The sequence below is a fragment of the Streptomyces sp. NPDC034049 genome (assembly GCF_055575575.1).
The window spans coordinates 128,674-151,781 of sequence record NZ_JBVISJ010000018.1; the positions used below are offsets into that span (position 1 = coordinate 128,674).

The window sequence follows — 23,108 nt, forward strand, 5'->3', positions numbered from 1 at the left end:
GAGGGGAGGAGTGAGGACGTCAGGAGGCAGGATCAACTCACTCCGGACGAGGTCTCCTTGACCTCCGCCTTGGAGAGGGGCGGAACCTCCGCCTCCGCAGGAGTGTCCCCGGGCTGGTCCGCCGCCGCCTTCGCAGGGTTGTCAGCGGGCTGGTCCGCCGCCTTCGCGGGGGTCCTCCCGGGCTCGTCCTCTTCCTCCACGAACTCGATCTCACCGTCGAGCATCTTCTTCGCCCGGTCGGTGTCCAGGGCGCCCTCCCACTTCGACACCGCGAAGACGGCGACACAGTTGCCGAGGAGGTTGGTGACGACACGCATCGAGTCCATGATGCGGTCGACGCCGAGGAGCAGGGCGACGGCGCCGGCCGGGATGGCGCCGAGCGAGGAGGCGGTCGCCGACAGCGCGAGGAAGGCCGAACCGGGGATGCCCGCCATGCCCTTGCTGGTCAGCATGAGGACCAGGACGACGGTGATCTGCTGACTGAGGCTGAGGTCCACCCCCACGGCCTGCGCGATGAACAGGGTGCCGATGGAGAGGTAGATGGACGCGCCGTCGAGGTTGAAGGAGTAGCCGGTGGGCAGCACCAGACCCACGGCGTCGTCACGCGCTCCGGCCTGCCGCAGCTTCTGCATCATGCGCGGCATCACGGACTCGCTGGAGGCGGTGCCCAGGGCGAGCAGCATCTCCGCCCGCGTGTAGCGGACGAACTTCCACAGGCTCAGCCCGGTCATCAGCTTCAGCGCGACGCCCAGCAGCACCAGGAACGCGGCGGCGACGGCGTAGCAGAGGATGATCAGCTTCGCGTAGGTCTTCATCACGCCGAGGCCGTACTCACCGACCAGGTGGACCATCGCGCCGAACACGGCGAGCGGGGCCAGCTTCATGACGAAGCCGACGATCGCGAAGATGACCTCCTGGGCCTGTTCGATGGCGGGCAGGATCTTGGGCACCTTGGTGTGGCCGAGGTGCAGCAGCGCGGCACCGGTGAGGCACGCGAGCACGAGCACCTGGAGCAGCGCGTTCTCGGCGAACGCGCCGATCGCGCTCTGCGGCAGCGCGTTGAGGATGAACTCACTCGTCGTCGGCAGCTCACCGCCGGCGGTCTTCGCGTCGACCGCCGATGTGTCGAGCTTCGAGGGGTCGACGTTCATGCCGGAGCCGGGACCGAAGACGTTGGCGGCGACCAGACCGATGAGCAGCGCGACCGTCGAGGCGATCTCGAACCAGATCAGGGCCTTGAGCCCGATCCGCCCGAAGGCCTTCAGATTGCCGGCCTTGGCGATGCCGACGACGACCACGCAGAAGACCAGCGGCGAGATGACGGTCTTGATGAGCCGTATGAAACCGTCGCCGAGCGGTTGGAAGGTCGTGGCCGCGTCGGGCCACAACCTTCCGACGACGATTCCGAGCACAAGCGCGACTCCGACTTGCGCGAACAATGAGGTACGCAGCATGCGTGCGACGCGTCGCGGCAGGGACGGTACGGACTGCGGCACGGGCACTCCTCCGAGGGGACTTTCTGTCATGCGGAAAAGTGCTTCCGCGTCGATCACTATCGGGGAGTCGTCGCTCACGGGGAAGACCGCCGTGTTTCGCAGAGGTAAATCATCGAACAGACGTCACATCGCACGCATGAGGCGTCAACAGCCCATATGGTCCTCCGTCAGCACTCCCTGTACGGAGACCAGCGAACGGTCGTAGCAGTCGTCCGACCCGTACGTCCGGTAGCGCTCGCTCGTCGTCCCGACGGCGTGCCGCTGGTCGCGCGGTACGTTCGCGGTGTATGTGGCGTCACCGGTGTACGTGTCGTCGAGCCGGGTCCACGCCGTGCGCCGTCCGCCGTGCGTCTCGGTGACCGTGGCCCGGTCGCCGAGCGTGAGCACGGTCCGCAGCCGATCGCCCGCGCCGAGCGTGGTCGTTCCGTCCATCGTGTACGACCACCGGACACGCGTCGCCCGGTGGTTCACGGTGACCGTCTCGTCGTCGCTCCACCTCGCGTCGAGCGCGTCGGAGTTCTCGCCGTCCGACCAGGTGTGCGTCGAGGTGTTGAGGAGGCTTCGGCGGACGGTGGTCGTGACCCGACCGTGGGAGGTGTCGACGTACCCGGCGACGGTCAGCCGATGACTCCCCTCGGTGTGGAGGCGGTGCTCCGCACCCGGCGTGTACGTGGACGAGTTGACGAAGTCGCCCTCCCGCACCTTCGTGAGGGCGCCGGTGACGTGCTCACTCTTCTCGTCCTGCCAGACCAGGACGTTGACCGGGGTGCTCCAGCCGCTCTGCCCCTCGGGCACGCCGGCGACGGACACCTCGATCCGGTGCGGGCGCCCGTCGTTGAGGAGCCCCGCGAAGGGGGTGAGGTCGTAGCTGAGGGGCTGGACGTCGAAGGCGCGGGGGCCGGGGACGACGTACCAGAGGAAGGGGTTGGACCAGCCGCCGGTCCAGACGTTCGGGAACGGCGCGGCGATTCCGGCCAGTTGTCCGTCCACCTCGATCCGCACCTCACGGTAGGGCCCGTCGTCGGCCTTGCAGGAGTACGGCGCCTCGTCGGGCACCGTCAGGTACCAGTACTCCTCGCAACCGCCGCCGGACCCGGTCGCGTAGACCTCGGCGACGATGCGTTCGCTGTTGCGCGGCGTGGTGAGGCCGGTGCCGTCCTGGAGGGTGAGGACGCGGTCGGGGACGGTTCGCGCCGTTCTCGCGTCGGGTCGGCCGGCGTAGAAGGTGAGCGTGACCTTGACGTCGATGATCCCGGTGTACGTGTCGTCGACGACGTTGCCGATGAGCATCTCGATCGGCTGCTCGCTGCGCAGGGTCTCGCCGTAGCGCGTGACGTCCTTCTCCACGGACCATTCGATGCCGTCGGGAGAGGGCTGTGGAGTGGACGTCCGGAACACCTCGACGCCGCCGATCCGCAGATGGCCCAGCCGGTCGAACTGGCGGCCCTTCACCTTGCCGTCGAGCCGCAGGACGACCTTGCTCCAGTTCCTCCCGCACTCCGCCGGTGGCCTGTAGGTCCCCCGGTACGGCGTGAAGTCCTTGAACCGGGCCTCGGCGACCGTCACTTCGCACGACCTCGTGTTCTCGGGTCGGGAGACGGGCGGGGCGGCGGTGATCGGATCGTGCCAGTCCGTGCCGAACTCGGCGGGGACGGCTACGGATCCGTCGGTTCGGTAGGGCGAGGCGATGGGGCGGGAGGGGGTGGAGGCGGATCGGGAAAGGGCGTCGACGGACCGGGAAGGGGTGTCGGCGGATCGGGAAGAGGTGTCGGCAGATCGGGAAGAGGTGTCGGCAGATCGGGCGGGGGCGGCCCCGAGGAGGGTGCTCGCCAGGAGGGTCCCTCCAGCGAACATGGACATGATGATCCGGCTTCTCATGGCCGGAGTTCTACGGGGAGTCGACACCCCGCCGCAATGGGATCTCCGGCCACAAGCGGGCACAGGCGTACCGGACGCCTCAGGCCTTCAGTTCCGCCTTGTCCCCCATGACGATCACCGGGTGCAGCGCCGGGTCGAGCGTGCGCAGCAGGTACTCCATGCCCGACTTGGACAGGCTGACGCAGGCCGAGGTGCCGCTGCCGTGGTCCATGTGCAGCCAGATGCTGCCGCCCTTCGACTGGCCCTCGGGACGCGTCGGGTCGATCGGCGAGGTGCCCTTGACCCGGTTGTAGTCGATCGCGATGACGTAGTCGAAGTCGTGCCAGTGCGACTCGGCCCAGTAGTGCGGCGCCTGGAACGACGCCGACCGGCTGTACGGCAGCTTGGCCCCCGGGTCGGCCAGCACCCCTCCCGCGTCGCTCAGGGTGAACACGCCGACCGGGCTGCGCTTGTCGCCCTCCCGATGGTCGGTGGTCCACCCCTTCTTGCCGTTGTGGCCCTCCCAACTGCGGGTCTTCTTCCAGGCGGAGCCGCTCTTCGTGTACAGCACGACCGTCGCGTCGGCGTCGTTCCGGCCCTCCCCGTAGACGGCCACGACCTGACGGGACTCCGCGGGGATCTGCTTCTGGAGACGGTCGCCGACACCCGGGACACGAGTCGGGTCCGCGGCCTCGGCCGCGGCACGATCCGTCTTGCCCCCGGACTTCGTGGCGTTCGCGTCGGCCCTCGCCCCGTCGCCCGTGTCACCCGAACCGCCGCACGCCGCGGCGGACATCACCAGCGCGCCGCAGACCACCGCGGCGAGCCCGACACGAGCCGCGCCTCCCCTCTTCGCGCCTCCCCTCTTCGCGCCCACGCCGTCCACTCCGCCCGTGCCACCCGCGCCCGCATCACTCGCCGTGCCGGTTCGTCCCCGCCTCGTACCGCCTATTCGCATGCGGTCCATCGTCGCACCGCTCACCGGACGCGGGCGCCCGTCGTCCCGCGCGTCGGGCCTCCCACGGACGCTCCAGGCCGAAACTTTGCCGGGCCCCGGAAAACCGTTTGCTTCCGACCACTCCGCGACGGGAACCTTTCACGGCCGGTGGCTGGACCTCGCCGCCCTATTTCTCCCCACTTCTCCACCATCTCCCCCACCCCTGACACGAGCCTCTGGGACGTCATGCAGATTCAAGACCTTCCCTATGAAGACCCCGGCGTGCCGGACGCGCGCTCGGGCCCCCGATTCCTGTGGTGGCTCGGCCGGAATCAGCTGGGCGGGCAGTTCAAGGCGCTGGCGTGGGGGCTGTTGCACTTCACCTCCGTCGCCGGACTGCCGTTCTGTGTCGGCTTCGCCATCCAGGCCGTGGTCGACCGCTCCGGATCCCGACTCGCCCTCGCGGGCGTGGCGATGTTGGTCTGCGGGTTCACCATCGCGCTGGGCGACACCTTCCTGCACCGGGCGGCGGTCACCAACTGGATCACCGCCGCCGCCCGCGTCCAGCAGCTGCTGGCCCGCAAGACGGCCCGGCTCGGCTCGGCGCTGACCCGCCGGGTCGCGGCCGGCGAGGTGGTCGCGGTCTCCACCGGCGACGTCGAGAAGATCGGCTGGTTCGTCGAGGCCGTCTCCCGCTTCACCGCCGCCGCCCTCACCGTGGTGCTGGTCTGTGTCGGCCTGGTCGTGTACCAGCCGGCCCTGGGCATCGTCGTCGCCGTCGGAGTCCCCGTCCTCGCCCTGGCTGTGCTTCCGCTGCTGCCCCGCGCGACCCGTCGCGCCGACTTCCAGCGCGAGAAGGCGGGCCGCGCCACCGAGCTGGCGTCCGACACCGTCGCGGGCCTGCGTGTGCTGCGCGGCATCGGCGGCGAGGACCTCTTCCTGGACCGCTACCGCCGAGCCTCCCAGGAGGTCCGGCACGCCGCCGTCCGCAGCGCCCGTATGTGGGCCCTCATCTCCGGTATCCAGGTGCTGCTGCCGGGCCTGCTGATGATCGCGGTCGTCTGGCACGGCGTGGGTCTCGCCCGCGAGGGCCGGATCACGATCGGCGAACTGGTCACCGTGTACAGCGCGGTCATGCTCCTGACGTACCCGCTCAGGCACTTCGAGGAGATCGCGATGGCGTACTCCTTCTCCCGTCCGTCCGCCAAGCGGGCCGCCGGGGTGCTGTCGCTGGAACGGGCCACGGACACCGAGGGGTCCCGGGAGGCCACCGTGCCCACCGGCGACCTGTACGACCCGGCCACCGGGCTGCTCGCGCCCGCCGGGCGCTTCACGGCGGTGGTGTGCGGTGACCCCGACGCGGCCGGACGACTGGCGGAACGGCTGGGCGGCCACGCCCCCGACGAGGGCACCTCCGTGCTCCTCGACGGCGTACCGCTCGACGAACTGCCGCTCGACTCCGCCCGCACGGCCGTCCTCGTCCAGGACAAGGACCCGGTGCTGCTCTCCGGCACCCTGCGCGACCTCCTCGACGTCCCCTCCTCGGGCCAGGTCACCGCCGAGGAGGCGCTGACCGCCGCCCAGTGCGGTGACGTCCTGGAGGCCCTGGTCCAGGGATCACTGGACGCCGGTGACCCGCTGGACGCGCGGATCACCGAGCGCGGACGGTCCCTGTCCGGGGGCCAGCGCCAGCGGCTCGCCCTGGCCCGCTCCCTGATCACGGACCCGAACGTGCTGGTCCTCGACGAGCCGACCTCCGCCGTCGACTCGCACACCGAGGCCCGGGTCGCCGACGGCATCCGCTCGCTGCGGGCGGGCGGCACGACGGTCGTTCTCACCTCCTCGCCGCTCCTGCTCGACCTCGCCGACCGCGTGGTCCTCGTCCACGACGGCGAGGTGGCGGCGGTCGGCCTGCACCGCGACCTGATGCACAAGGAACCCCGGTACCGGGCCGTCGTCACCCGCGAGACCGACGAGGAGACCGGCGAGACGACCGACACAGGCCCCGACCGGAAGACCGACAGACAGGCCGACATGACCGACAGGAAAGCCGACAGGAAGACCGCCCTCACCGGTCGGCCGAACGACCGCAAGACCGCTCTCGGTGACGTGCTGGACGAACTGGAAGAGATCGAGGAGACCGCATGATCGGCGTGGCGCCCCCGGCCTACGACCCGGCCGCCCCGACGACGGCGAACACCCTGCCCGTCGGCGCCCCCGCGACCGTACGCGCCTACGTGGCCGAACTGTTCCGCCGGCACCGCCGGGCGTTCGTCCTGCTCATCACCGTCAACACGGTCGCCGTCGTGGCCTCGATGGCGGGCCCCTACCTGCTCGGCGCACTCGTCGAACGGGTCTCCGCCGGCGCGCGCGAACTCCATCTGGAGGTCACCGCGGCGGTGTTCGTCGCCGCCCTCGTCGTCCAGGCCGTCTTCGTACGGGAGGTACGACTGCGCGGCGCCATGCTCGGCGAGCGGATGCTGGCCGACCTGCGCGAGGACTTCCTCGTGCGGTCGGTCGGCCTGCCGCCGGGTGTGCTGGAACGCGCCGGAACGGGTGACCTGCTCTCCCGCATCACCACGGACATCGACCGGCTCGCCAACGCGATGCGCGAGGCCGTGCCCCAACTGGCCATCGGCGTGGTGTGGGTGGCGCTGCTCCTCGGCGGCCTCGCCGTGACCGCGCCCCCGCTGGCCCTCGCCGTCCTGCTGGCCCTGCCGCTGCTGGTGGTCGGCTGCCGCTGGTACTTCAAACGCGCCCCCTTCGCCTACCGCTCGGAGTCCGCCGGGTACGCCGCCGTCGCCGCCGTCCTCGCGGAGACGGTGGACGCCGGCCGCACCGTCGAGGCCCACCGCCTCGGCACCCGCCGCATCGACCTCTCCGACCAGCGGATCCGCGAATGGACCGCGTGGGAGCGGTACACCATGTGGCTGCGGTCGGTGCTCTTCCCCGTCATCAACTTCACCCACACCACGGTTCTCGGATCCGTCCTGATCATCGGCGGGGTGTGTGTCCTCCAGGACTGGATCTCGCTCGGGCAGCTGACCACGGGCGCGCTCATCGCCCAGATGCTCGTCGACCCCGTCAACCTGATCCTCCGCTGGTACGACGAGCTCCAGGTCGCCGAGGTGTCGCTGGCCAGGCTGGTCGGGGTGCGGGACATCGAACCGGACGCGGGCGACCCGGCCGTGGCCCCCGAGGGACGCCATGTCCACGCCGACCAGGTGCGCTTCGGGTACCGCGAAGGTGTCGACGTCCTGCGCAAGGTGTCCCTGGAGGTCCCGCCCGGCACCCGGCTCGCTCTCGTCGGTCCGTCCGGCGCGGGCAAGTCGACCCTGGGGCGACTGCTCGCCGGGATCTACGCTCCCCGCGACGGCCGTGTCACCCTCGGCGGTGCCGAGCTGTCCCGGATGCCCGCCGAGGACGTCCGCTCCCACGTCGCCCTGGTCAACCAGGAACACCACGTCTTCGTCGGCTCCCTCCGCGACAACCTGCTCCTGGCACGCACGAGCGCTCAGGACGCGGAGCTGTGGGCGGCGCTGGGCGCGGTCGACGCCGACGCCTGGGCGCGGGCCCTCGACGAGGGGCTGGACACCGAGGTCGGTTCCGGCGGGTTCACGCTCACCCCGGCGCAGGCCCAGCAGATCGCGCTGGCCCGGCTGGTCCTCGCCGACCCGCACACCCTGGTCCTGGACGAGGCGACCTCGCTCCTCGACCCGCGGGCGGCCCGCCATCTGGAACGCTCCCTCGCCCGTGTCCTCGACGGCCGCACTGTCGTCGCCATCGCGCACCGTCTGCACACCGCCCACGACGCCGACGTCATCGCCGTCGTCGAGAACGGCCGCATCAGCGAGCTGGGCAGCCACGACCAGCTCGTCGCGGCGGACGGCGCGTACGCCGCGCTGTGGAGGTCCTGGCACGGCTGACCCGGACTGGCGCGGGGACACCGCCGACCGGCGCGGAACGGCCGCCACCGACCGGCCGCCGGGCAGGGGGCGACCCCGGCCCGGCCCGTGCGCGGCGATCGGGGGTGGCGGAGCCTCGCCGACGAAGCCCGGCACTGCCTGGACAGTCGGCTCCCTACCGGCCTCGGCCGCCGGTCCCGCCCCAGCCCCGACGGTGGTCCGCTCCGCATCTGCCCGGCGGTCCGCTTCGCCCCGGCCGTGCGGGCCGGGTCCGGCAGCCGCTGTCGCCCTGCCGTTGCGCGGTGCCGAACGCGAGTGGAAGGCTGGTGGTGGGCACTGATTCGGGGGACGCCCGTGAACCGCCCGGTTCGCGGGGTTCGGGCCGTCGCCCAGCGGTCCGCGCGCCCACCGTCGCCGAACGGTGGCACCGGGCCCGCCCCACCACTGGAGGTACCCGTGGACAGAGCCGGCGGATGGGGAGACGACGTCTACCAGCCAGACGGATCCGAGATCCAGGACGACGCGGGGCTGCTGGACGCCGAGGACACCCTGGTCGCCGACGGCGTGGCCGACCCCCTCGACCGGGGCTGGTCCCCACCGGAACGGCCATGGGCGGTGGAGCACACCGGTGTGACGGCGGCGGAGCGGCTGCGCGGCGAGACCCTGGAGCAGCGCCTCGCCGAAGAGCTCCCGGACATCGCCGACCCCGACGGGGACGGCATCGGCGACTCCCAGGACACGGACGGCGAGCCGCTGGACAACGAGGTGGGAGTCCTCCGCTCCGGCCGTCTGGTAGCCCCCGACGAGGGCGCGCACGAGGACGAGGAGAGCGGGCTGATCGCCACCGACGTGGGTATCGACGGAGCGGCCGCCTCCGCCGAGGAGGCCGCCATGCACATCGTGGACGAGGACTCCCGGCCGAGCTGACGCCCACGCGCGGCTGCCGTCCGGATCCGGGCGGCCGGTGCGCCGCCAGGAGTGTGCGCGCCCGGTCAGATGACGTTCAGCGCCGCCGCCGCGCCCACTCCCCCGAGCACCATGAACACCGGCATCAGCACGCGCAGCTCGACCCAGCTGCCGGCCCGGAACCGCATGACCTTCGGTGGCCCCACGGGATACCAGCGCTTGCGCCCGATCGGTATCGGCCACAGGATCGGGCACCCCGAGACGGTCAGCGAGTCCCCGATGTCGTGCACCAGCGCGCCGAGGACGATCGGCAGTCCGAGCCACAGGTACTCCTGGCCCGGCTGCGTGAACAGCCACTCCGCCCCGTTGCCCGACTTGTCCAGGACACCCGCGAGGATCCACGCACTGGTCGCCGCCAGCAGCCACACCAGCACATCGCTGCTCGAACCCCGGGCCGCCCGCCACAGCAGGCCCTCGATGGCCAGCACCAGGTGCACGAAGAGAATGGCGAGCACCGCCCAGCGGCCACCCGTGATCGCGGCGACGGAGGCACCGGCACCGAGCAGCGCCGCCCACAGCCAGGTGTGCGTCAGCGTGCGGTGCCCACCGGAGCGGCGCGGGTCGCCCTGCTTCTTCGTCGCCTTGTAGACGGCGTACGACAGCTTGTCGACGATCTCGCACACCCAGCGTGACAGCGGCCCGAAGGAGCGGGAGATCGTGGCGGCCTTGTGGTCCAGGTCGGGAGCGAGTGCGGCGCCCGCGCAGATCAGCGCACCGACCAGGAGCACCGGCCAGGGCATCGTGTGCCCGGTGGCAGCCGCCGCGGCTCCTACGCCGAGCCAGGCCGCGGCTCCCGACAGTGAGTGTGCTGGTCCCATCATGGCCGTGCCTCGTCCCATTCCGTTCGTGCCGCTGTCCAGGCGCCTTGTGCCGCTGTCCAGTTGTCCAGGTGCGCTGACGCCGTGTCGGCGCCACAGCGTAGCGTTCGCGATCTTCGGGCCGGCAGCCGATTCCCCCATCGGGTGCGCGGGCAGGCAAGATGGGGGCGTGACCCTCATCGATCAGCTGCCGCGGACCGCCGACCCCGACGCCCTCTACGAAGCCTTCGAGGCGTGGGCCCAGGAACGCGGTCTCACCCTCTATCCGCATCAGGAGGAGGCGCTCATCGAGGTGGTCTCCGGCGCGAACGTGATCGTGTCGACGCCCACCGGCTCCGGCAAGAGCATGATCGCGGCGGGCGCCCACTTCGCGGCCCTCGCCCGCGACGAGGTCACCTTCTACACGGCCCCGATCAAGGCGCTCGTCTCGGAGAAGTTCTTCGAGCTGTGCAAGATCTTCGGCACCGAGAACGTCGGCATGCTCACCGGCGACGCCTCCGTGAACGCCGACGCCCCCATCATCTGCTGCACCGCCGAGGTCCTCGCCTCGATCGCGCTGCGCGACGGCAAGCACGCCGATGTCGGCCAGGTCGTGATGGACGAGTTCCACTTCTACGCGGAGGCCGACCGGGGCTGGGCCTGGCAGATCCCGATCCTCGAACTGCCGCAGGCCCAGTTCATCCTGATGTCGGCGACGCTCGGCGACGTCTCCATGTTCGAGAAGGACCTCACCCGGCGCACCGGTCGCCCGACCTCCGTGGTCCGCTCGGCGACGCGCCCGGTGCCGCTGTCCTACGAGTACGTCCTGACCCCGCTGACGGAGACGCTCACCGAGCTGCTCGCCACCAAGCAGGCGCCGGTGTACATCGTGCACTTCACGCAGGCGCAGGCCGTGGAGCGGGCGCAGGCGCTGATGAGTATCAACATGTGCACGCGGGAGGAGAAGGACCAGATCGCCGAGTTGATCGGCAACTTCCGCTTCACCACAAAGTTCGGCCGCAATCTCTCGCGTTACGTGCGGCACGGCATCGGCGTCCACCATGCCGGCATGCTGCCCAAGTACCGGCGTCTGGTGGAGAAGCTCGCCCAGGCCGGTCTGCTGAAGGTCATCTGCGGCACGGACACGCTCGGTGTCGGCGTCAACGTCCCCATCCGCACCGTGCTGTTCACCGCCCTCACCAAGTACGACGGCAACCGGGTGCGGACCCTGCGGGCCCGTGAGTTCCACCAGATCGCGGGCCGTGCGGGACGGGCGGGCTTCGACACGGCGGGCTTCGTGGTCGCGCAGGCACCCGAGCACGTCATCGAGAACGAGAAGGCCCTCGCCAAGGCCGGCGACGACCCGAAGAAGCGTCGCAAGGTGGTCCGCAAGAAGGCTCCGGAAGGGTTCGTCGGCTGGACCGACAACACCTTCGAGAAGCTCATCGCCTCCGATCCGGAACCGCTCACCTCGCGCTTCCGTGTCACCCACACGATGCTGCTGTCGGTGATCGCCCGGCCGGGCAACGCCTTCGAGGCGATGCGGCATCTGCTGGAGGACAACCACGAACCGCGCAAGCAGCAGCTGCGCCACATCCGCCGGGCGATCGCGATCTACCGCTCGCTCCTCGACGGCGGCATCGTCGAGAAGCTCGACGAGCCGGACGCCGAGGGCCGTATCGTCCGGCTGACGGTCGATCTCCAGCAGGACTTCGCGCTCAACCAGCCGCTGTCCACCTTCGCGCTGGCCGCGTTCGAACTGCTCGACCCGGAATCCCCGTCGTACGCCCTCGACATGGTGTCCGTCGTCGAGTCGACGCTGGACGACCCGCGGCAGATCCTCGCCGCCCAGCAGAACAAGGCGCGCGGCGAGGCCGTCGCCGCGATGAAGGCCGACGGGGTCGAGTACGAGGAGCGCATGGAGCGGCTGCAGGACGTCAGCTACCCCAAGCCGCTGGAGGAGCTGCTCTTCCACGCGTACAACACGTACCGCAAGAGCCACCCCTGGGTCGGCGACCATCCGCTGTCGCCGAAGTCCGTGATCCGCGACATGTACGAACGGGCCATGTCCTTCACGGAGTTGGTGTCCCACTACGAGCTGGCGCGGACCGAGGGGATCGTGCTGCGCTACCTGGCCGGCGCCTACAAGGCCCTCGACCACACCGTCCCCGACGATCTGAAGTCGGACGATCTGGAGGACTTGATCGCCTGGCTCGGGGAGATGGTGCGCCAGGTCGACTCCAGTCTCCTCGACGAGTGGGAGCAGCTGGCCAACCCCGAGGAGATGACGGCCGAGGAGGCCCAGGAGAGGGCCGACCAGGTCAAGCCGGTCACCTCCAACGCGCGAGCCTTCCGGGTGCTCGTCCGCAACGCCATGTTCCGCCGCGTCGAACTGGCCGCGCTCGACCACGTGGACGAGTTGGGCGAGATGGACGCCGAGTCCGGCTGGGACGCCGAGCGGTGGGGTGAGGCGATGGACAAGTACTGGGACGAGTACGAGGAGCTGGGCACCGGTCCCGATGCCCGTGGCCCGCGGCTGTTGATGATCGAGGAGGAGCCGCAGAACGGGCTGTGGCGCGTCCGGCAGACCTTCGCCGACCCGAACGGCGATCATGACTGGGGCATCAGCGCGGAGATCGACCTCGCGGCCTCCGATGCCGAGGGACGCGCCGTCGTCAAGGTCACCGACGTCGGTCAGCTGTGAGCACAGGAGAGGCCAGCACATGACGACCAACCCCGCCGAGCGGCTCGTCGACCTGCTCGACCTGGAGCAGATCGAGGTCAACATCTTCCGTGGGCGCAGCCCGCAGGAGTCCCTGCAGCGGGTCTTCGGCGGCCAGGTCGCCGGCCAGGCGCTGGTCGCCGCCGGACGCACCACCGAGGGCGACCGGCCGGTGCATTCGCTGCACGCGTACTTCCTTCGTCCCGGCCGTCCCGGGGTGCCGATCGTGTACCAGGTCGAGCGGGTGCGGGACGGGCGGTCGTTCACCACGCGCCGGGTCACCGCCGTGCAGCAGGGCCGCACGATCTTCAATCTGACCGCCTCCTTTCACAAGCCTGAAGAGGGGAGCTTCGAGCACCAGCTGCCGCCGGCCCGCAAGGTGCCGGACCCCGAGTCGCTGCCGACGGTGACGCAGGAGATCAGCGAGCATCTGGGCACGCTGCCGGAGCAGTTCGAGCGCATGGCCCGGCGTCAGCCCTTCGACATCCGGTACGTCGACCGGCTGCGGTGGACGCCCGAGGAGGTCGAGCACGCCGAGCCGCGCAGCGCGGTGTGGATGCGCGCGGTGGGTCCCCTCGGCGACGACCCGCTCGTGCACACGTGCGCGCTGACGTACGCGAGCGACATGACGCTCCTGGACGCCGTCCGTATCCCGGTGGAGCCGCTGTGGGGGCCCCGTGGTTTCGACATGGCGTCGCTGGACCACGCGATGTGGTTCCACCGGCCGTTCCGCGCGGACGAGTGGTTCCTGTACGACCAGGAGTCCCCGATCGCGGTCGGCGGCCGCGGACTGGCCCGCGGCCGTATCTACGACCTGGAGGGGCGTCTGCTCGTGTCGGTCGTCCAGGAAGGGCTGTTCCGCAAGCTCGGCACCTGACCGTCGGGCAGACCGGGCGCCTGACCGGCTCGCTCAGTGAGGTCCGCGCCGGAGCCAGCCCAGCAGACCCCGCCGCCCCTCGGGAGCCGTCCCGGCGCCGGCCACCGGCGGCACCGGACGCCGTCGGTCCCGGCGCGGTCGCGGTGCCGGTCGCTCCGACGCGGCGGGGGTCTTGTGCCGGGCCGCCGAGGGCGGCAGCTTCCGGCGGGGCCTCGGTGCGAGTCGGTGCGCCCGGGCCTCGATGAGGCACTGCTGGAGGTCCGTGCGCAGCCAGGCGATCTCGTCGGGGTCGTCCGCGGTCATGATCCGCGCGCTGATCCGTGCGGCGGGCGAGTCCGGCGACCCGTGGTCGGCTCGTGGGGGCCGGTGGAAATGCAGATGGGCGCGCTCGTAGGGGTCCTGGACGATCTCGGCGACGTGGAGGGGGTCGAGCAGGGAGGCGGGAGCGGCCGCTCGGCTCCAGGGGTCTTCGGCCTGCCGCAGCAGGAATCCGAGGTGGCGTCCCCGCCAGTTACGGGGGCGCAGGTCCAGCCCCGCGTCCAGCCGGCGCCTGAGATCCTCCGGGATACGGCCCGTCAGCCAGGGGGCGTTCCTCTCGTCGGCCGCGAACTGCCGTAGCTCGGCCGCCGGATAGAGCCAGATCACGGCGCGGTAGCGGTTGAGCGTGAACTTGACCGGAGTGACCAGCCCCAGGCGTGCCAGACGCATGAACCGGGAGGGCGGCACGCCCAGGATCTCGGCGGCTGCCTTGGATCCCACGACACAGACCCTGTCCCGGAGGACCTCCGGGAAGCCCTGCTCGGCTCGGAGCCGGTCGATCTCCGCCCGTGTGACGCGGCGGCCTCCGCCTGCGTCGTCGACGACCGTGCGAAGGAAGCCGAGTTGTGCGGCGATGTCGACCTCACTTCGTTTCAGGCCCAGTTCGCGGGCGGCTCGGCCCAGTGTCAGGGTGCCGCCGGCCGCCCCGGCCGGTGCCGGGGCGGCGCGCCGCGAGCTGAGCGTGGCGACGTCGATGCACACACCGGTCTCGGTGGGCGTGGTGGGCGTGGTGGTCATGACGGACTGCGTGACGGTGTCGCCGGACATGGCGGTTCTCCCCCGTGCGGTGTGGTGCTCGCGCTGGTCTCGCGCTCGCCTCGGGAAAAACCGTAGCCCGTTCACGGAAAGCCGTGTGGGGCCTGTGGATAACTCTGCCCGCAACGGAGAGAAGCGCAGGTCAGCGATCCATTGCGGCCGAGCTTTGGGGGTGCCTGGCGTCCACTCGGAGGTGTTCGCCGACGCGGTTCACCAGCAGCGTCATCTCGTAGGCGATCTGACCGATGTCCGCCTCCGCCGCGCTGAGGACGCACAGGCAGCTGCCAGGCCCGGCAGCGGTGACGAAGAGCACCGCGTCGTCGAACTCGATCATCGTCTGCCGTACGTCACCGGCGCCGAAGTGGCGCCCCGAGCCCTTGGCGAGACTGTGCAGGCCCGACGAGACCGCGGCCAGGTGTTCGGAGTCCTCGCGCCGCAGGCCGGTGCTGGCCGCGGTGACCAGTCCGTCGGTGGACAGCACCAGGGCGTGCCGTATGGGTTCCACGCGCTCGGTCAGGTCGTCCAGCAGCCAACCGAGCCCCGCGTTCTGCGACATCGTTCGCACTCCCCGTTTCGTCGTTCCCCCGGACGCGGAGGATCCGACGATTCAGCCTTCCCCACCGCTGCGGCCGGAGCAAGCAGGATCGGAACATGGCAGGGAAGATGACCGACAAGGCATGCCGGTCCTTCCGCGCGAACAGCGACAACGGGTGCTTCCCCACCCGAAACAGCGGTGTCAAGGAACGCTATCCGGCCAGGGCCAGGCGTGTTGCCGCCGGTTCAGCCCACGGAGTCGAGCAGCCGGGCGGTATGCATCCGGCCGGCGTATTCGACGAGCCGTATCAGCACCTCCTTGCCGGAGTCGCGGTCCCTGGCGTCGCAGAGGACCACGGGGGTGCCCTGGTCGAGGTCGAGGGCGCGTGAGACGTCCTGGGCGCCGTGGGCGCGGGCCTCCGAGAAGCAGTTGACGGCCACCACGAAGGGGATGTGCCGATGCTCGAAGTAGTCCACCGCCGGGAAGCAGTCCTGCAGTCGCCGTGTGTCCGCGAGGACGACGGCGCCCAACGCCCCTTGCGCCAACTCGTCCCACAGGAACCAGAACCGGTCCTGCCCGGGTGTGCCGAACAGGTAGAGCGAGAGCCCCGACCGGATGGTGATGCGGCCGAAGTCCATGGCGACGGTGGTGGTGACCTTCTGGTCCACTCCGTCGGTGTCGTCCACCGACTGGCCCACCTCGCTCAGGAGTTCCTCGGTGCGCAGCGGCTTGATCTCGCTGACCGCGCCGACCAGCGTGGTCTTGCCGACGCCGAAGCCGCCGGCGACGAGGATCTTCAAGGCCAGGGCGCCCGTGTCGCCGTCTGTCTCATCGGAGTGCTCGGAGACCATCGATCACTTCTCTCGGGAGTGTCGGCCGTGGTCGACATCGTTACGGCTGTGAGGAGTCAGCATCTTGGCAAGTGCCACTCGTCCGTGGGGCGTTGGACCGGTATTTCATGTCACCGACCGCTTGTGCCCGTTCGGTGCCGGGTTGGATGCGCAAGTCGGTACGGGCCGGAACCAGGTGCGTGTTCATCTACAGCGCCCTCAGTCCCTCGATCACCTCGCGCAGGATCCGTTCGTCCGGCAGTTGCGCGGGCGGCACGGGGCGGCTGACGATGACTCGGCCGGACTCCAGGAGGTCCCCGAGGAGCACGCGTACGACTCCGACGGGCAGGTCGGCACCCGCGGCGAGTTCGGCGACCGACTGGGTCTCGGTCCGGCACAGTTCCAGGAGCGCCCGGTGTTCCGGACCGAGCAGGGTGTCGTCGCCCGTGGGTGCGCCGGTGTCGAGCGAGACCAGGGCGATCAGGTCGAAGCCGGTCCCGCCGGGGCCGGGCCTGGTGCGGCCGCCCGTCATGGCGTAGGGGCGGACGAGCGGCCCGGCCTCGTTGTCGTACCAACGGCCGCCCGGCGGTTCGTGCGGGACGCCGGTGTCACTGCCTTCGGTCATGAGCACGGCCCGTCCCTGGCTCATCCGGCCGTGGGCGGGCGTGCGCCGGCGCGGGTGGGTGTGCGGAGGTGCTCTCCGACGCGTTTCACCAGCCGCGCCATCTCGTACGCCACCAGTCCGATGTCGGCGGTGACGGCGGTGAGGAGGGCGAGACAGGAACCGTCCCCGGCGGCTGCCACGAAGAGGAAACCGTCGTCCATCTCCACCATCGTCTGGCGTACGCCCCCGGCGCCGAAGTGGCGGCCCGCGCCTTTGGCGAGACTGTGGAAGCCGGAGGCGACCGCGGCGAGGTGCTCGGCGTCCTCGCGCCTGAGGTCGCTGGAGGCGCCGACCGCGAGGCCGTCGTTGGACAGGACGACGGCGTGCCGCACCTCGTGCACGCGCAGTACCAAGTCGTCCAGCAGCCAGTCGAGTTCACCGGAGCGCTCGGTGGCCCTGGTGCTCGGGTCCTGGATCATGCGGGGTCTCCTTCGCTGCTGTCGCTGCCCGTGGTGGGGCCGTGGCCTGCTGCTCGGCCGGGTGCCGTGCCACCACCTCGTGTCCAGCCGTCGCGGTAGGCCGCCATGCGGTCCCTGACGAGTTCCGGGGTGCGCTCGTCGTCCGCTCCGGGCGGCGCGGCGTACGCGGGCTGAACGGCGGGCCGTTCGCGCAGTTGGGGCGCGAGATGCGATTGGCGTACACGGCGTGGCAGTTCGCCCGTGTCCTCCGGTTCCTGCGGGCGGCGGTGCGGCCGCAGGGTGGTGACGCCGGGCGGCGGTTCGGGCGGATCGTCCCCGGTTCCGCGGCCGACGGAGGCGACGGGTGCCGTCAGGGCGCGCCGGTCCGCGGACTGTTCGACGGGGTCCTGGTGCGGGGCCGCGGTCACGCGCGCGTACTCGCGTTCCTCGGGCTGCGCAGGTGCTTCGGCGCGGGCTTCGGGAGAACGTTCCGGCACGCCGCTGTGGAGCAGGCTGGTGGGGAGGAGGACCACGGCCGTGGTGCCGCCGTACGGGGAGGGCCTCAGATGGACCTTGATGCCGTGGCGGGCGGCGAGGCGGCTGACGACGAACAGGCCGAGCCGGTCGCTGTCGAACAGGTCGAGGGCCTCGGACTGTGCGATGCGGCGGTTGGCCTCGGCGAGCGTCTCCTTGCCCATGCCGAGGCCCCGGTCCTCGACCTCCAGGGCGTAACCGTTGCCGACCGGTTCGCCGGTGACCCGCACGCGCGTGTGGGGCGGGGAGAACTGGGCGGCGTTCTCCACGAGTTCCGCGAGGAGGTGGGTGAGGTCGGCGACCCCGGCACCGGCGATCTTCGCTTCGGGGAGTTGCCGCAGCTCCACGCGCGCGTAGTCCTCGATCTCGGAGACCGCCGCCCGGACCACGTTCGTCAGGGAGACGGGCATGCGCCAGGCGCGCCCCGGCGCGGCCCCGGAGAGGATGATCAAGCTCTCCGCGTGGCGTCGCATGCGGGTGGTGAGGTGGTCGAGACGGAAGAGGTCGCTGAGTTCGTCGGGATCGTCGGAGCGGCGTTCCATGCTGTCGAGCAGACCGAGTTGGCGGTGCACGAGGATCTGGCTGCGGCGGGCGAGGTTCACGAAGACTCCGGAGATGCCGCTGGCGAGTTCGGCGCGCTCGACCGCCGCGCGGAGGGCCGCTCGATGCACGGTGCCGAGGGCCTCGGCGACCTGACCGGTCTCGTCCTCCGCGGGTGGCCCGGGCGGGGCCTCGGTGTCGACGTCGATCTCCTCGCCGGCGCGCAGTCTGCGCATGGCGTGGGGCAGTTTGCGGCGGGCGATCTCCAAGGCGCCGTTGCGCAGGCTCACCAGCTCCACGACCAGACCGCGTCCGATGCGTACGGAGATGACGAGGGAGGCGGCGACCGCGGCGAGGCCGAGGAGCACGGCGGCCCCGGCCGGGGTGAGCAGTGCGCGGGTGAACGGGTCGGCCCGGTCGGCGACTTCGTGGCCGGCGTCCACTTCGATGGCGCGCATGTCCTTCTGTACGCGCGCGTGGGCGGACGTCCAGGCCGCTTCGGGGACGGCCTGGAGCACCTGGGACCCGGCGTGGCTCGCGAGCACTTCGTCCTCGAGGGCGCGCAGGTCGGCGTAGGCGTGTCCTCCGGCGAGCTCCTGCCAGGCGGCGCGTTCCGTGCCGCGCAGGTCCACGCCGGCGGCTTCGGTCAGGGTGCGGCGTGTGTCGACGGCGCCGGTGAACAGCCGCAACCGCTCACGGTCGAGGGTCTTGGCGATGTGGGCGCCGGACAGGAGCGCGTCCTCCCGCGCCAGCGCCTCGCCCGCGCGGGAGAACTCGAGCAGCACGCGCGCGTCGGAGCCGAGGTCGGCGTCCTGGATGCCGGTGAGCGCGCCGCCCACGCCGAAGGCCGTGGCGATGGTCGCGGTGTACCGCTCATAGGACTCGGCCCAGCCGCTGCGGCGGTCGAGGACCGAGGTCCGCAGAGTGCGCAGATCCTCGGCGCCGGTCACGAAGCCGGCGAGGCGTTCGGCCACCCCTGCGGGCAGGTCGGTGCCGTCGGCGACGGTGTGGCGGTCCCCCAGGCGCAGGGCTTCCACCGCCCGGTCGGTGCGCCGCGTGAGTCCGCGCAGCGTGTTCTCGCGCTCCGTGGAGGGTCCGGTGGCGTACCGGACGGCGGCCGCGCGTTCGGCCTGGAGCGCGGCGACGGCGTCGGCGACGGGGCCGCGTACGGAGGCGTCGACGCGTTGCAGCTGGCGGTAGCGGGCGACGTCCTGGGCGGTGGTGACGGTGGCGTACGCCCACAGTGCGAGCAGGGAGACGACAGGCACCATCAGCAGACAGACGATCTTGGCCCGGACGGTGCGGGGGCGCAGGTTCCGGCGTCCCGCTGAGGTGGGTGGGCCGGTCACCGGGGCGCCGGTCCCGTCGGGTGCGAGCGGCTCGTCGGCCGGTGGCCCGGCGTGGGCGCGACGTCCGCGTATCGCGGGCTGGGCCGGCGCCTCGGCAGCGGCTGTCGGGGTTCTGCGGGGTGTACGCATGGCCTCCTCGATCAGGGTTCGGCGGCGGGCTTCGAAGGCCGTGGCGCGGCTAGTGGGCGGTGGCGTTCTCGACCGGCCGCTGGGCCGACGCCGATGCCTCGCGCTCCCCGGCCGTCGGCGACAGTGCGACGAACGCCGAGGTGAGGAAGAGGTAGGACCCGAGGCCGACGGCGAGGGGGAAGATGAACTGCATCGCCGTGGCCCCGGGCAGGACCGCCGCGGACGGGGTGACCTCCACGCTCACCGCCCACATCGCGGTGTAGTGCATGCTGCTCACCGCTCCGCCCATGACGAGGGAGGCGACGGTGACCGCGACGGGCGACCTGATGTGGAGTGCCGCCCAGAGGGCGGCGGTCGCCGCGACCACGGCGATCACGACGGAGAGGGCGACGAGCGCCGGATCGTAGGTGACGTCGCCGTGCAGCCGTACGGCCGCCATGCCCAGGTAGTGCATGCTCGCGACGCCGAGGCCGGTGGTGAGCCCGCCGAGCAGGAGCGCCCGGGTTCGATCGCGGCCGTAGCCGACGGCGAAGACACCGGCGCAGACCACGAGCATGGCGACCAGGAGGCTCAGGACGGTCAGTGGCACGTCGTAGCGGATCTCGGTGCCGCCGACGCCGAAGCCGAGCATCGCCACGAAGTGCATGGTCCAGATGCCGGTGCCGATGGCCGACGCCGCGGTGACGAGCCAGTTGCGGCGGGACCTGCCGGTGGTGGCGAGCGCGCGGACCGTGCAGCGCAGTCCGAGGGCGGCGCCGATGCAGGCCATGGCGTACGACAGCGCGGGGGTCAGCCAGCCGAAGGTGGCGTGGTCCAGGTGTCCCATGGCCCCGGGACGCTAGTGGGGGCACGGGAGCACGGAGGGGGCGCATTTCGAAAGCTGCTGGAATGTGGCGCATATATGCACGGGAGCGATCGCGTCCCGTCCGAACATGCGCGTCATCTCGTCCGCCGTTCCGGTGAGGGATCATGCGGAACATGAGCGACGACCACACACACGTCCAGGAGTTCTTCACGGCACGGGCGGCCCACTGGGACGCCCGCTTCCCCGACGACGGGCCCGCCTATGCCGCAGCGGTCGCCGAACTCCGTCTGCGCGAGGGCGACCGGGTGCTCGACGCGGGGTGCGGCACGGGACGGGCGCTGCCGCCGCTGCGCGCCGCCGTGGGGACCTCGGGAGTGGTGCTCGGGGCCGATCTGACGCCCGCCATGCTGGCGGCCGCCGTACGGGCCGGGCGGGACCGTGACGGGTGGTTGGTGCTCGCCGACGCCGGCCGCCTGCCGCTGCGTACGGCGTCGCTGGACGCGGTGTTCGCCGCAGGGCTCGTCGCACACCTTCCGAGCCCGGCGGAGGCTCTGTGGGAGTTGGCCCGGGTGGTCAGACCGGGCGGCACTCTGGCGCTCTTCCACCCCATCGGCCGGGCGGCGCTCGCCGCGCGCCAGGGGCGGCACCTCACCCCGGAGGACCTGCGTGCCGAGGCGAACCTGAGGCCGCTGCTGGCGGGTTCGGGCTGGCGCATGACGTCCTACGCCGACGAGGACGACCGATTCCTGGCGCTGGCCGCGCGTGTGGGCTGAGCCCCGCCCTCGCCCGGGGTATCGCGCCGCGCAGGGTCCCGAATGCGCCGTTCGCCGCGCTTCACCCCGCCTTCCCCCTTCTGTGGTCGCGGGTCCGTCTCTACGTTGAGTAGGACGAGCTGTGATACCGACGCGGGGGGTAGGTAGCCCATATGTTCGGCAGCATGCGCAAGTCCTTCGGCAGATTCCTCGACTCGCTGCGCGCGGAGACCACCGCGCAGGAGACGAAGCGCACGCACAACCTGTTCGAGGCGGCGGCCGTCTACATCGCGGCGTGCGCCGAGGACGACCAGGACCAGATCGACGAGGCCGCGACCTGGGTGTCGCCCGAGGCCCTGTCGTTCGGGGTGAGCGAGCTGGCGTGCCGGGCGGTGATCGCCCTCGCGCGGGAGCGCGACGAGTCGCCGCAGACGGTCGCGAGGTCACTTCTGGGGCTGCCGGCCGCCTGAACGAGTGAGGGTCTCCGGTCGTTTCGCCCCTGTCCACCCGGATACCTGCAGCTCGCCCCGGATTTCCGCAGCTCCGCACGGGGTTCCCGCTCGTGACAAGGGCCCGCCGGGCGCATTAGGGTGCGCCGACGGACGAGCGAGAGCGATGGGAGGCCGGCATGGCCGGGACGGACGAGGACGCCGTCACCGCCGGGGACGACGACGCGCTGTATGTGCTGACGGCGGTACTGCTCACGCCCGCGAACTTCCCCAGTGTGCTGGGGGACGACTACCCGGAGGCCTGCGCGGCCCTGGGCCTCGCGCCGCTCGCGGACGGCTACGGGATCGTCCTGGGCCAGGACGGCGAGGGGGCGAGGTGGACGGTGGCGGTCGACGACGTGTCGCTGGTCGCCGTGGCCATCGCGTCGTGGGACTGCGGCATGGAGTACGACCTGTCGCCCGACGAGGACTCCGTCGTGGCGGCCCTGCCGGGCTGGCCCCTGGCGGTCGCCGTGGCTGCCCCGGGGGTGCCCGCTCCGCACGACCCCGATCCCGAGGTGTCGGACCGGCCTCCGCTGAGTCCGCCGGACACCGGCGTCTGGGGTCCCGCCCAGCGGCGTCTGGGCGCCGACGAGATCGCTCTGCAGTGGGCCATGTGGCGGGAGCAGATCGACGACTCCGCGTTCGCCGGGCAGGACGGCTCGGGCTGGCCGGCGACCGGCGACACGGCGGAAGCCGGGCCGGGTGCGGGCCAGGACGACGGCACTCCCCGCACGGGCATCCGCCGTGTGCTCGCGGAGGCGCGGGCCTACGTGGAGTCCCCTCCCCCTCTCGGGCGGGTCCGCTCCTCGTTCGCGCCGGGTGACGCCCGGACGCTCCGTGCCGACGGTCCCGGCTGGTCGATGGTGGCCAGAACCGACGACATCGCCTTCGTCCTTCTCGACGAGGAACCCGGCGAGGTGCTGCCGGTGGGCAGGGGCCCGGAACTGCCCGGTCTCCTGGAGTCCCTCGACAAGATCGCCGTACGCCCGAACTGATCCTGTGTGCCGCACCGGCCCGCCGACGCGGGCCGGTACCACCTCAGCGGCCGAGCTCCTTGCGCCCCGTGCGGCGCAGCCGGCGCCGCTGCGAGGGGTCCAGCGCCAGGTACGCGGCCGTGGGGATCCCCAGGACTATCAGGAGATTGGCCCAGAAGGGGAAGGGCAGCAGGATCAGCAGGACGATCCCGATTGCCGCACCCCCTGCGACGATCTTCGTACTCTTCGACATCTCCGTCGCCTCCTTCGCGGCCACTGCCGCTCTCTGTCCTGAAAACGGGATCGGACTCCCCACGGTTCCGGACCACGACCCTGACGCGCCCCTGAGTCGAACCCCCGTACAACCCTGAGATGCCCTCACCGCCGGGCGGGAAAAGTGACCCACGTCACTCGACAACACACCGGGTGGAGATTTGAGGTGAGGTAGCCTCGGCGATTCCGACTGAAGTAGTCAA

The 23,108-nt window shown here is 71.3% G+C and carries 20 protein-coding genes; 8 read left to right on the forward strand and 12 right to left on the reverse strand.

Annotation, left to right across the window (positions count from 1 at the left end; translation table 11 throughout):
- Window positions 1-32: 32 nt before the first annotated feature.
- The 3 genes from ACZ52C_RS36405 to ACZ52C_RS36415 all read right to left on the reverse strand — a co-directional run bounded on the left by ACZ52C_RS36405 (window position 33) and on the right by ACZ52C_RS36415 (window position 4,149).
- Window positions 33-1,496: a cation:dicarboxylate symporter family transporter gene (locus tag ACZ52C_RS36405; protein ID WP_469078808.1), complete on the reverse strand. Its 1,464-nt coding sequence runs from the start codon at window positions 1,494-1,496 to the stop codon at window positions 33-35.
- Window positions 1,497-1,640: 144 nt separating this feature from the next.
- Window positions 1,641-3,185: a peptide-N4-asparagine amidase gene (locus tag ACZ52C_RS36410; RefSeq protein WP_469078850.1), complete on the reverse strand. Its 1,545-nt coding sequence runs from the start codon at window positions 3,183-3,185 to the stop codon at window positions 1,641-1,643.
- 268 nt (window positions 3,186-3,453) lie between these two features.
- Complete coding sequence (locus ACZ52C_RS36415) at window positions 3,454-4,149, reverse strand: hypothetical protein (protein ID WP_469078851.1); 696 nt, start codon at window positions 4,147-4,149, stop codon at window positions 3,454-3,456.
- A gap of 387 nt (window positions 4,150-4,536) precedes the next feature.
- Between ACZ52C_RS36415 and ACZ52C_RS36420 the strand changes: the two genes are divergently transcribed.
- From ACZ52C_RS36420 to ACZ52C_RS36430, 3 genes are all read left to right on the forward strand, one after another.
- Entirely contained in the window at window positions 4,537-6,438 is a 1,902-nt protein-coding gene (locus ACZ52C_RS36420; RefSeq protein WP_469078809.1) for an ABC transporter transmembrane domain-containing protein, read from the forward strand.
- Entirely contained in the window at window positions 6,435-8,216 is a 1,782-nt protein-coding gene (locus tag ACZ52C_RS36425; RefSeq protein WP_469078810.1) for an ABC transporter ATP-binding protein, read from the forward strand. Before ACZ52C_RS36420 ends, ACZ52C_RS36425 begins: the two co-directional genes overlap by 4 nt.
- 435 nt (window positions 8,217-8,651) lie before the next feature.
- Entirely contained in the window at window positions 8,652-9,122 is a 471-nt protein-coding gene (locus ACZ52C_RS36430) for a DUF5709 domain-containing protein (RefSeq protein ID WP_469078811.1), read from the forward strand.
- A 65-nt stretch (window positions 9,123-9,187) separates the two neighbouring features.
- On the opposite strand, the gene ACZ52C_RS36435 is transcribed toward ACZ52C_RS36430, so the two are convergent.
- Window positions 9,188-9,982 carry a metal-dependent hydrolase gene (locus ACZ52C_RS36435; protein ID WP_329897365.1) on the reverse strand — a complete coding sequence of 265 codons (795 nt, stop codon included), beginning with the start codon at window positions 9,980-9,982 and terminating at the stop codon, window positions 9,188-9,190.
- A 166-nt stretch (window positions 9,983-10,148) separates the two neighbouring features.
- Between ACZ52C_RS36435 and ACZ52C_RS36440 the strand changes: the two genes are divergently transcribed.
- Complete coding sequence (locus tag ACZ52C_RS36440; RefSeq protein WP_469078812.1) at window positions 10,149-12,662, forward strand: DEAD/DEAH box helicase; 2,514 nt, start codon at window positions 10,149-10,151, stop codon at window positions 12,660-12,662.
- Between the two features lie 19 nt (window positions 12,663-12,681).
- Window positions 12,682-13,557 (forward strand): acyl-CoA thioesterase, encoded by an 876-nt coding sequence (locus tag ACZ52C_RS36445; RefSeq protein ID WP_045560312.1) that lies wholly within the window; start codon window positions 12,682-12,684, stop codon window positions 13,555-13,557.
- A gap of 33 nt (window positions 13,558-13,590) precedes the next feature.
- Here the strand turns inward: ACZ52C_RS36445 and ACZ52C_RS36450 are convergent, their stop codons facing one another.
- The 7 genes from ACZ52C_RS36450 to ACZ52C_RS36480 form a co-directional block, all read right to left on the reverse strand.
- The gene (locus tag ACZ52C_RS36450) at window positions 13,591-14,643 is read right to left on the reverse strand and encodes a DUF6397 family protein (protein ID WP_469078813.1); all 1,053 of its coding nucleotides are present in this window, start codon (window positions 14,641-14,643) and stop codon (window positions 13,591-13,593) included.
- A 130-nt stretch (window positions 14,644-14,773) separates the two neighbouring features.
- Entirely contained in the window at window positions 14,774-15,187 is a 414-nt protein-coding gene (locus ACZ52C_RS36455) for a roadblock/LC7 domain-containing protein (RefSeq protein ID WP_469078814.1), read from the reverse strand.
- A gap of 224 nt (window positions 15,188-15,411) precedes the next feature.
- Entirely contained in the window at window positions 15,412-16,017 is a 606-nt protein-coding gene (locus ACZ52C_RS36460) for a GTP-binding protein (protein ID WP_184897215.1), read from the reverse strand.
- A gap of 187 nt (window positions 16,018-16,204) precedes the next feature.
- Window positions 16,205-16,621, reverse strand: a complete 417-nt coding sequence (locus ACZ52C_RS36465) for a DUF742 domain-containing protein (protein ID WP_469078815.1) — start codon at window positions 16,619-16,621, stop codon at window positions 16,205-16,207.
- 20 nt (window positions 16,622-16,641) lie between these two features.
- A complete protein-coding gene (locus ACZ52C_RS36470; protein WP_045560308.1) occupies window positions 16,642-17,079 on the reverse strand; it encodes a roadblock/LC7 domain-containing protein in 438 nt (145 codons plus the stop codon).
- The gene (locus ACZ52C_RS36475; protein WP_469078816.1) at window positions 17,076-19,610 is read right to left on the reverse strand and encodes a sensor histidine kinase; all 2,535 of its coding nucleotides are present in this window, start codon (window positions 19,608-19,610) and stop codon (window positions 17,076-17,078) included. Before ACZ52C_RS36475 ends, ACZ52C_RS36470 begins: the two co-directional genes overlap by 4 nt.
- Window positions 19,611-19,659: 49 nt before the next feature.
- Window positions 19,660-20,436: an MHYT domain-containing protein gene (locus tag ACZ52C_RS36480; RefSeq protein WP_469078817.1), complete on the reverse strand. Its 777-nt coding sequence runs from the start codon at window positions 20,434-20,436 to the stop codon at window positions 19,660-19,662.
- A 152-nt stretch (window positions 20,437-20,588) separates the two neighbouring features.
- Between ACZ52C_RS36480 and ACZ52C_RS36485 the strand changes: the two genes are divergently transcribed.
- The 3 genes from ACZ52C_RS36485 (at window position 20,589) to ACZ52C_RS36495 (ending at window position 22,653) form a co-directional block, all read left to right on the forward strand.
- Entirely contained in the window at window positions 20,589-21,188 is a 600-nt protein-coding gene (locus ACZ52C_RS36485) for a class I SAM-dependent methyltransferase (RefSeq protein WP_469078818.1), read from the forward strand.
- Window positions 21,189-21,340: 152 nt separating this feature from the next.
- Window positions 21,341-21,637 (forward strand): hypothetical protein, encoded by a 297-nt coding sequence (locus tag ACZ52C_RS36490; protein ID WP_469078819.1) that lies wholly within the window; start codon window positions 21,341-21,343, stop codon window positions 21,635-21,637.
- 158 nt (window positions 21,638-21,795) lie between these two features.
- Window positions 21,796-22,653 (forward strand): hypothetical protein, encoded by an 858-nt coding sequence (locus ACZ52C_RS36495; protein WP_469078820.1) that lies wholly within the window; start codon window positions 21,796-21,798, stop codon window positions 22,651-22,653.
- A gap of 43 nt (window positions 22,654-22,696) precedes the next feature.
- On the opposite strand, the gene ACZ52C_RS36500 is transcribed toward ACZ52C_RS36495, so the two are convergent.
- The gene (locus ACZ52C_RS36500) at window positions 22,697-22,909 is read right to left on the reverse strand and encodes a hypothetical protein (protein WP_078853702.1); all 213 of its coding nucleotides are present in this window, start codon (window positions 22,907-22,909) and stop codon (window positions 22,697-22,699) included.
- Between the last annotated feature and the right edge of the window lie 199 nt (window positions 22,910-23,108).

Bases quoted from the DNA above. Each gene is read 5' to 3' on its own strand.
- ACZ52C_RS36420 (WP_469078809.1), top strand. From the start codon at position 4,537: ATGCAGATTCAAGACCTTCCCTATGAAGACCCCGGCGTGCCGGACGCG.
- ACZ52C_RS36490 (WP_469078819.1), top strand. From the start codon at position 21,341: ATGTTCGGCAGCATGCGCAAGTCCTTCGGCAGATTCCTCGACTCGCTG.
- ACZ52C_RS36455 (WP_469078814.1), bottom strand. From the start codon at position 15,187: ATGTCGCAGAACGCGGGGCTCGGTTGGCTGCTGGACGACCTGACCGAG.
- ACZ52C_RS36480 (WP_469078817.1), bottom strand. From the start codon at position 20,436: ATGGGACACCTGGACCACGCCACCTTCGGCTGGCTGACCCCCGCGCTG.
- ACZ52C_RS36450 (WP_469078813.1), bottom strand. From the start codon at position 14,643: ATGTCCGGCGACACCGTCACGCAGTCCGTCATGACCACCACGCCCACC.
- ACZ52C_RS36475 (WP_469078816.1), bottom strand. From the start codon at position 19,610: ATGCGTACACCCCGCAGAACCCCGACAGCCGCTGCCGAGGCGCCGGCC.
- ACZ52C_RS36425 (WP_469078810.1), top strand. From the start codon at position 6,435: ATGATCGGCGTGGCGCCCCCGGCCTACGACCCGGCCGCCCCGACGACG.
- ACZ52C_RS36465 (WP_469078815.1), bottom strand. From the start codon at position 16,621: ATGACCGAAGGCAGTGACACCGGCGTCCCGCACGAACCGCCGGGCGGC.
- ACZ52C_RS36445 (WP_045560312.1), top strand. From the start codon at position 12,682: ATGACGACCAACCCCGCCGAGCGGCTCGTCGACCTGCTCGACCTGGAG.
- ACZ52C_RS36470 (WP_045560308.1), bottom strand. From the start codon at position 17,079: ATGATCCAGGACCCGAGCACCAGGGCCACCGAGCGCTCCGGTGAACTC.
- ACZ52C_RS36435 (WP_329897365.1), bottom strand. From the start codon at position 9,982: ATGATGGGACCAGCACACTCACTGTCGGGAGCCGCGGCCTGGCTCGGC.
- ACZ52C_RS36495 (WP_469078820.1), top strand. From the start codon at position 21,796: ATGGCCGGGACGGACGAGGACGCCGTCACCGCCGGGGACGACGACGCG.
- ACZ52C_RS36485 (WP_469078818.1), top strand. From the start codon at position 20,589: ATGAGCGACGACCACACACACGTCCAGGAGTTCTTCACGGCACGGGCG.
- ACZ52C_RS36415 (WP_469078851.1), bottom strand. From the start codon at position 4,149: ATGTCCGCCGCGGCGTGCGGCGGTTCGGGTGACACGGGCGACGGGGCG.
- ACZ52C_RS36460 (WP_184897215.1), bottom strand. From the start codon at position 16,017: ATGGTCTCCGAGCACTCCGATGAGACAGACGGCGACACGGGCGCCCTG.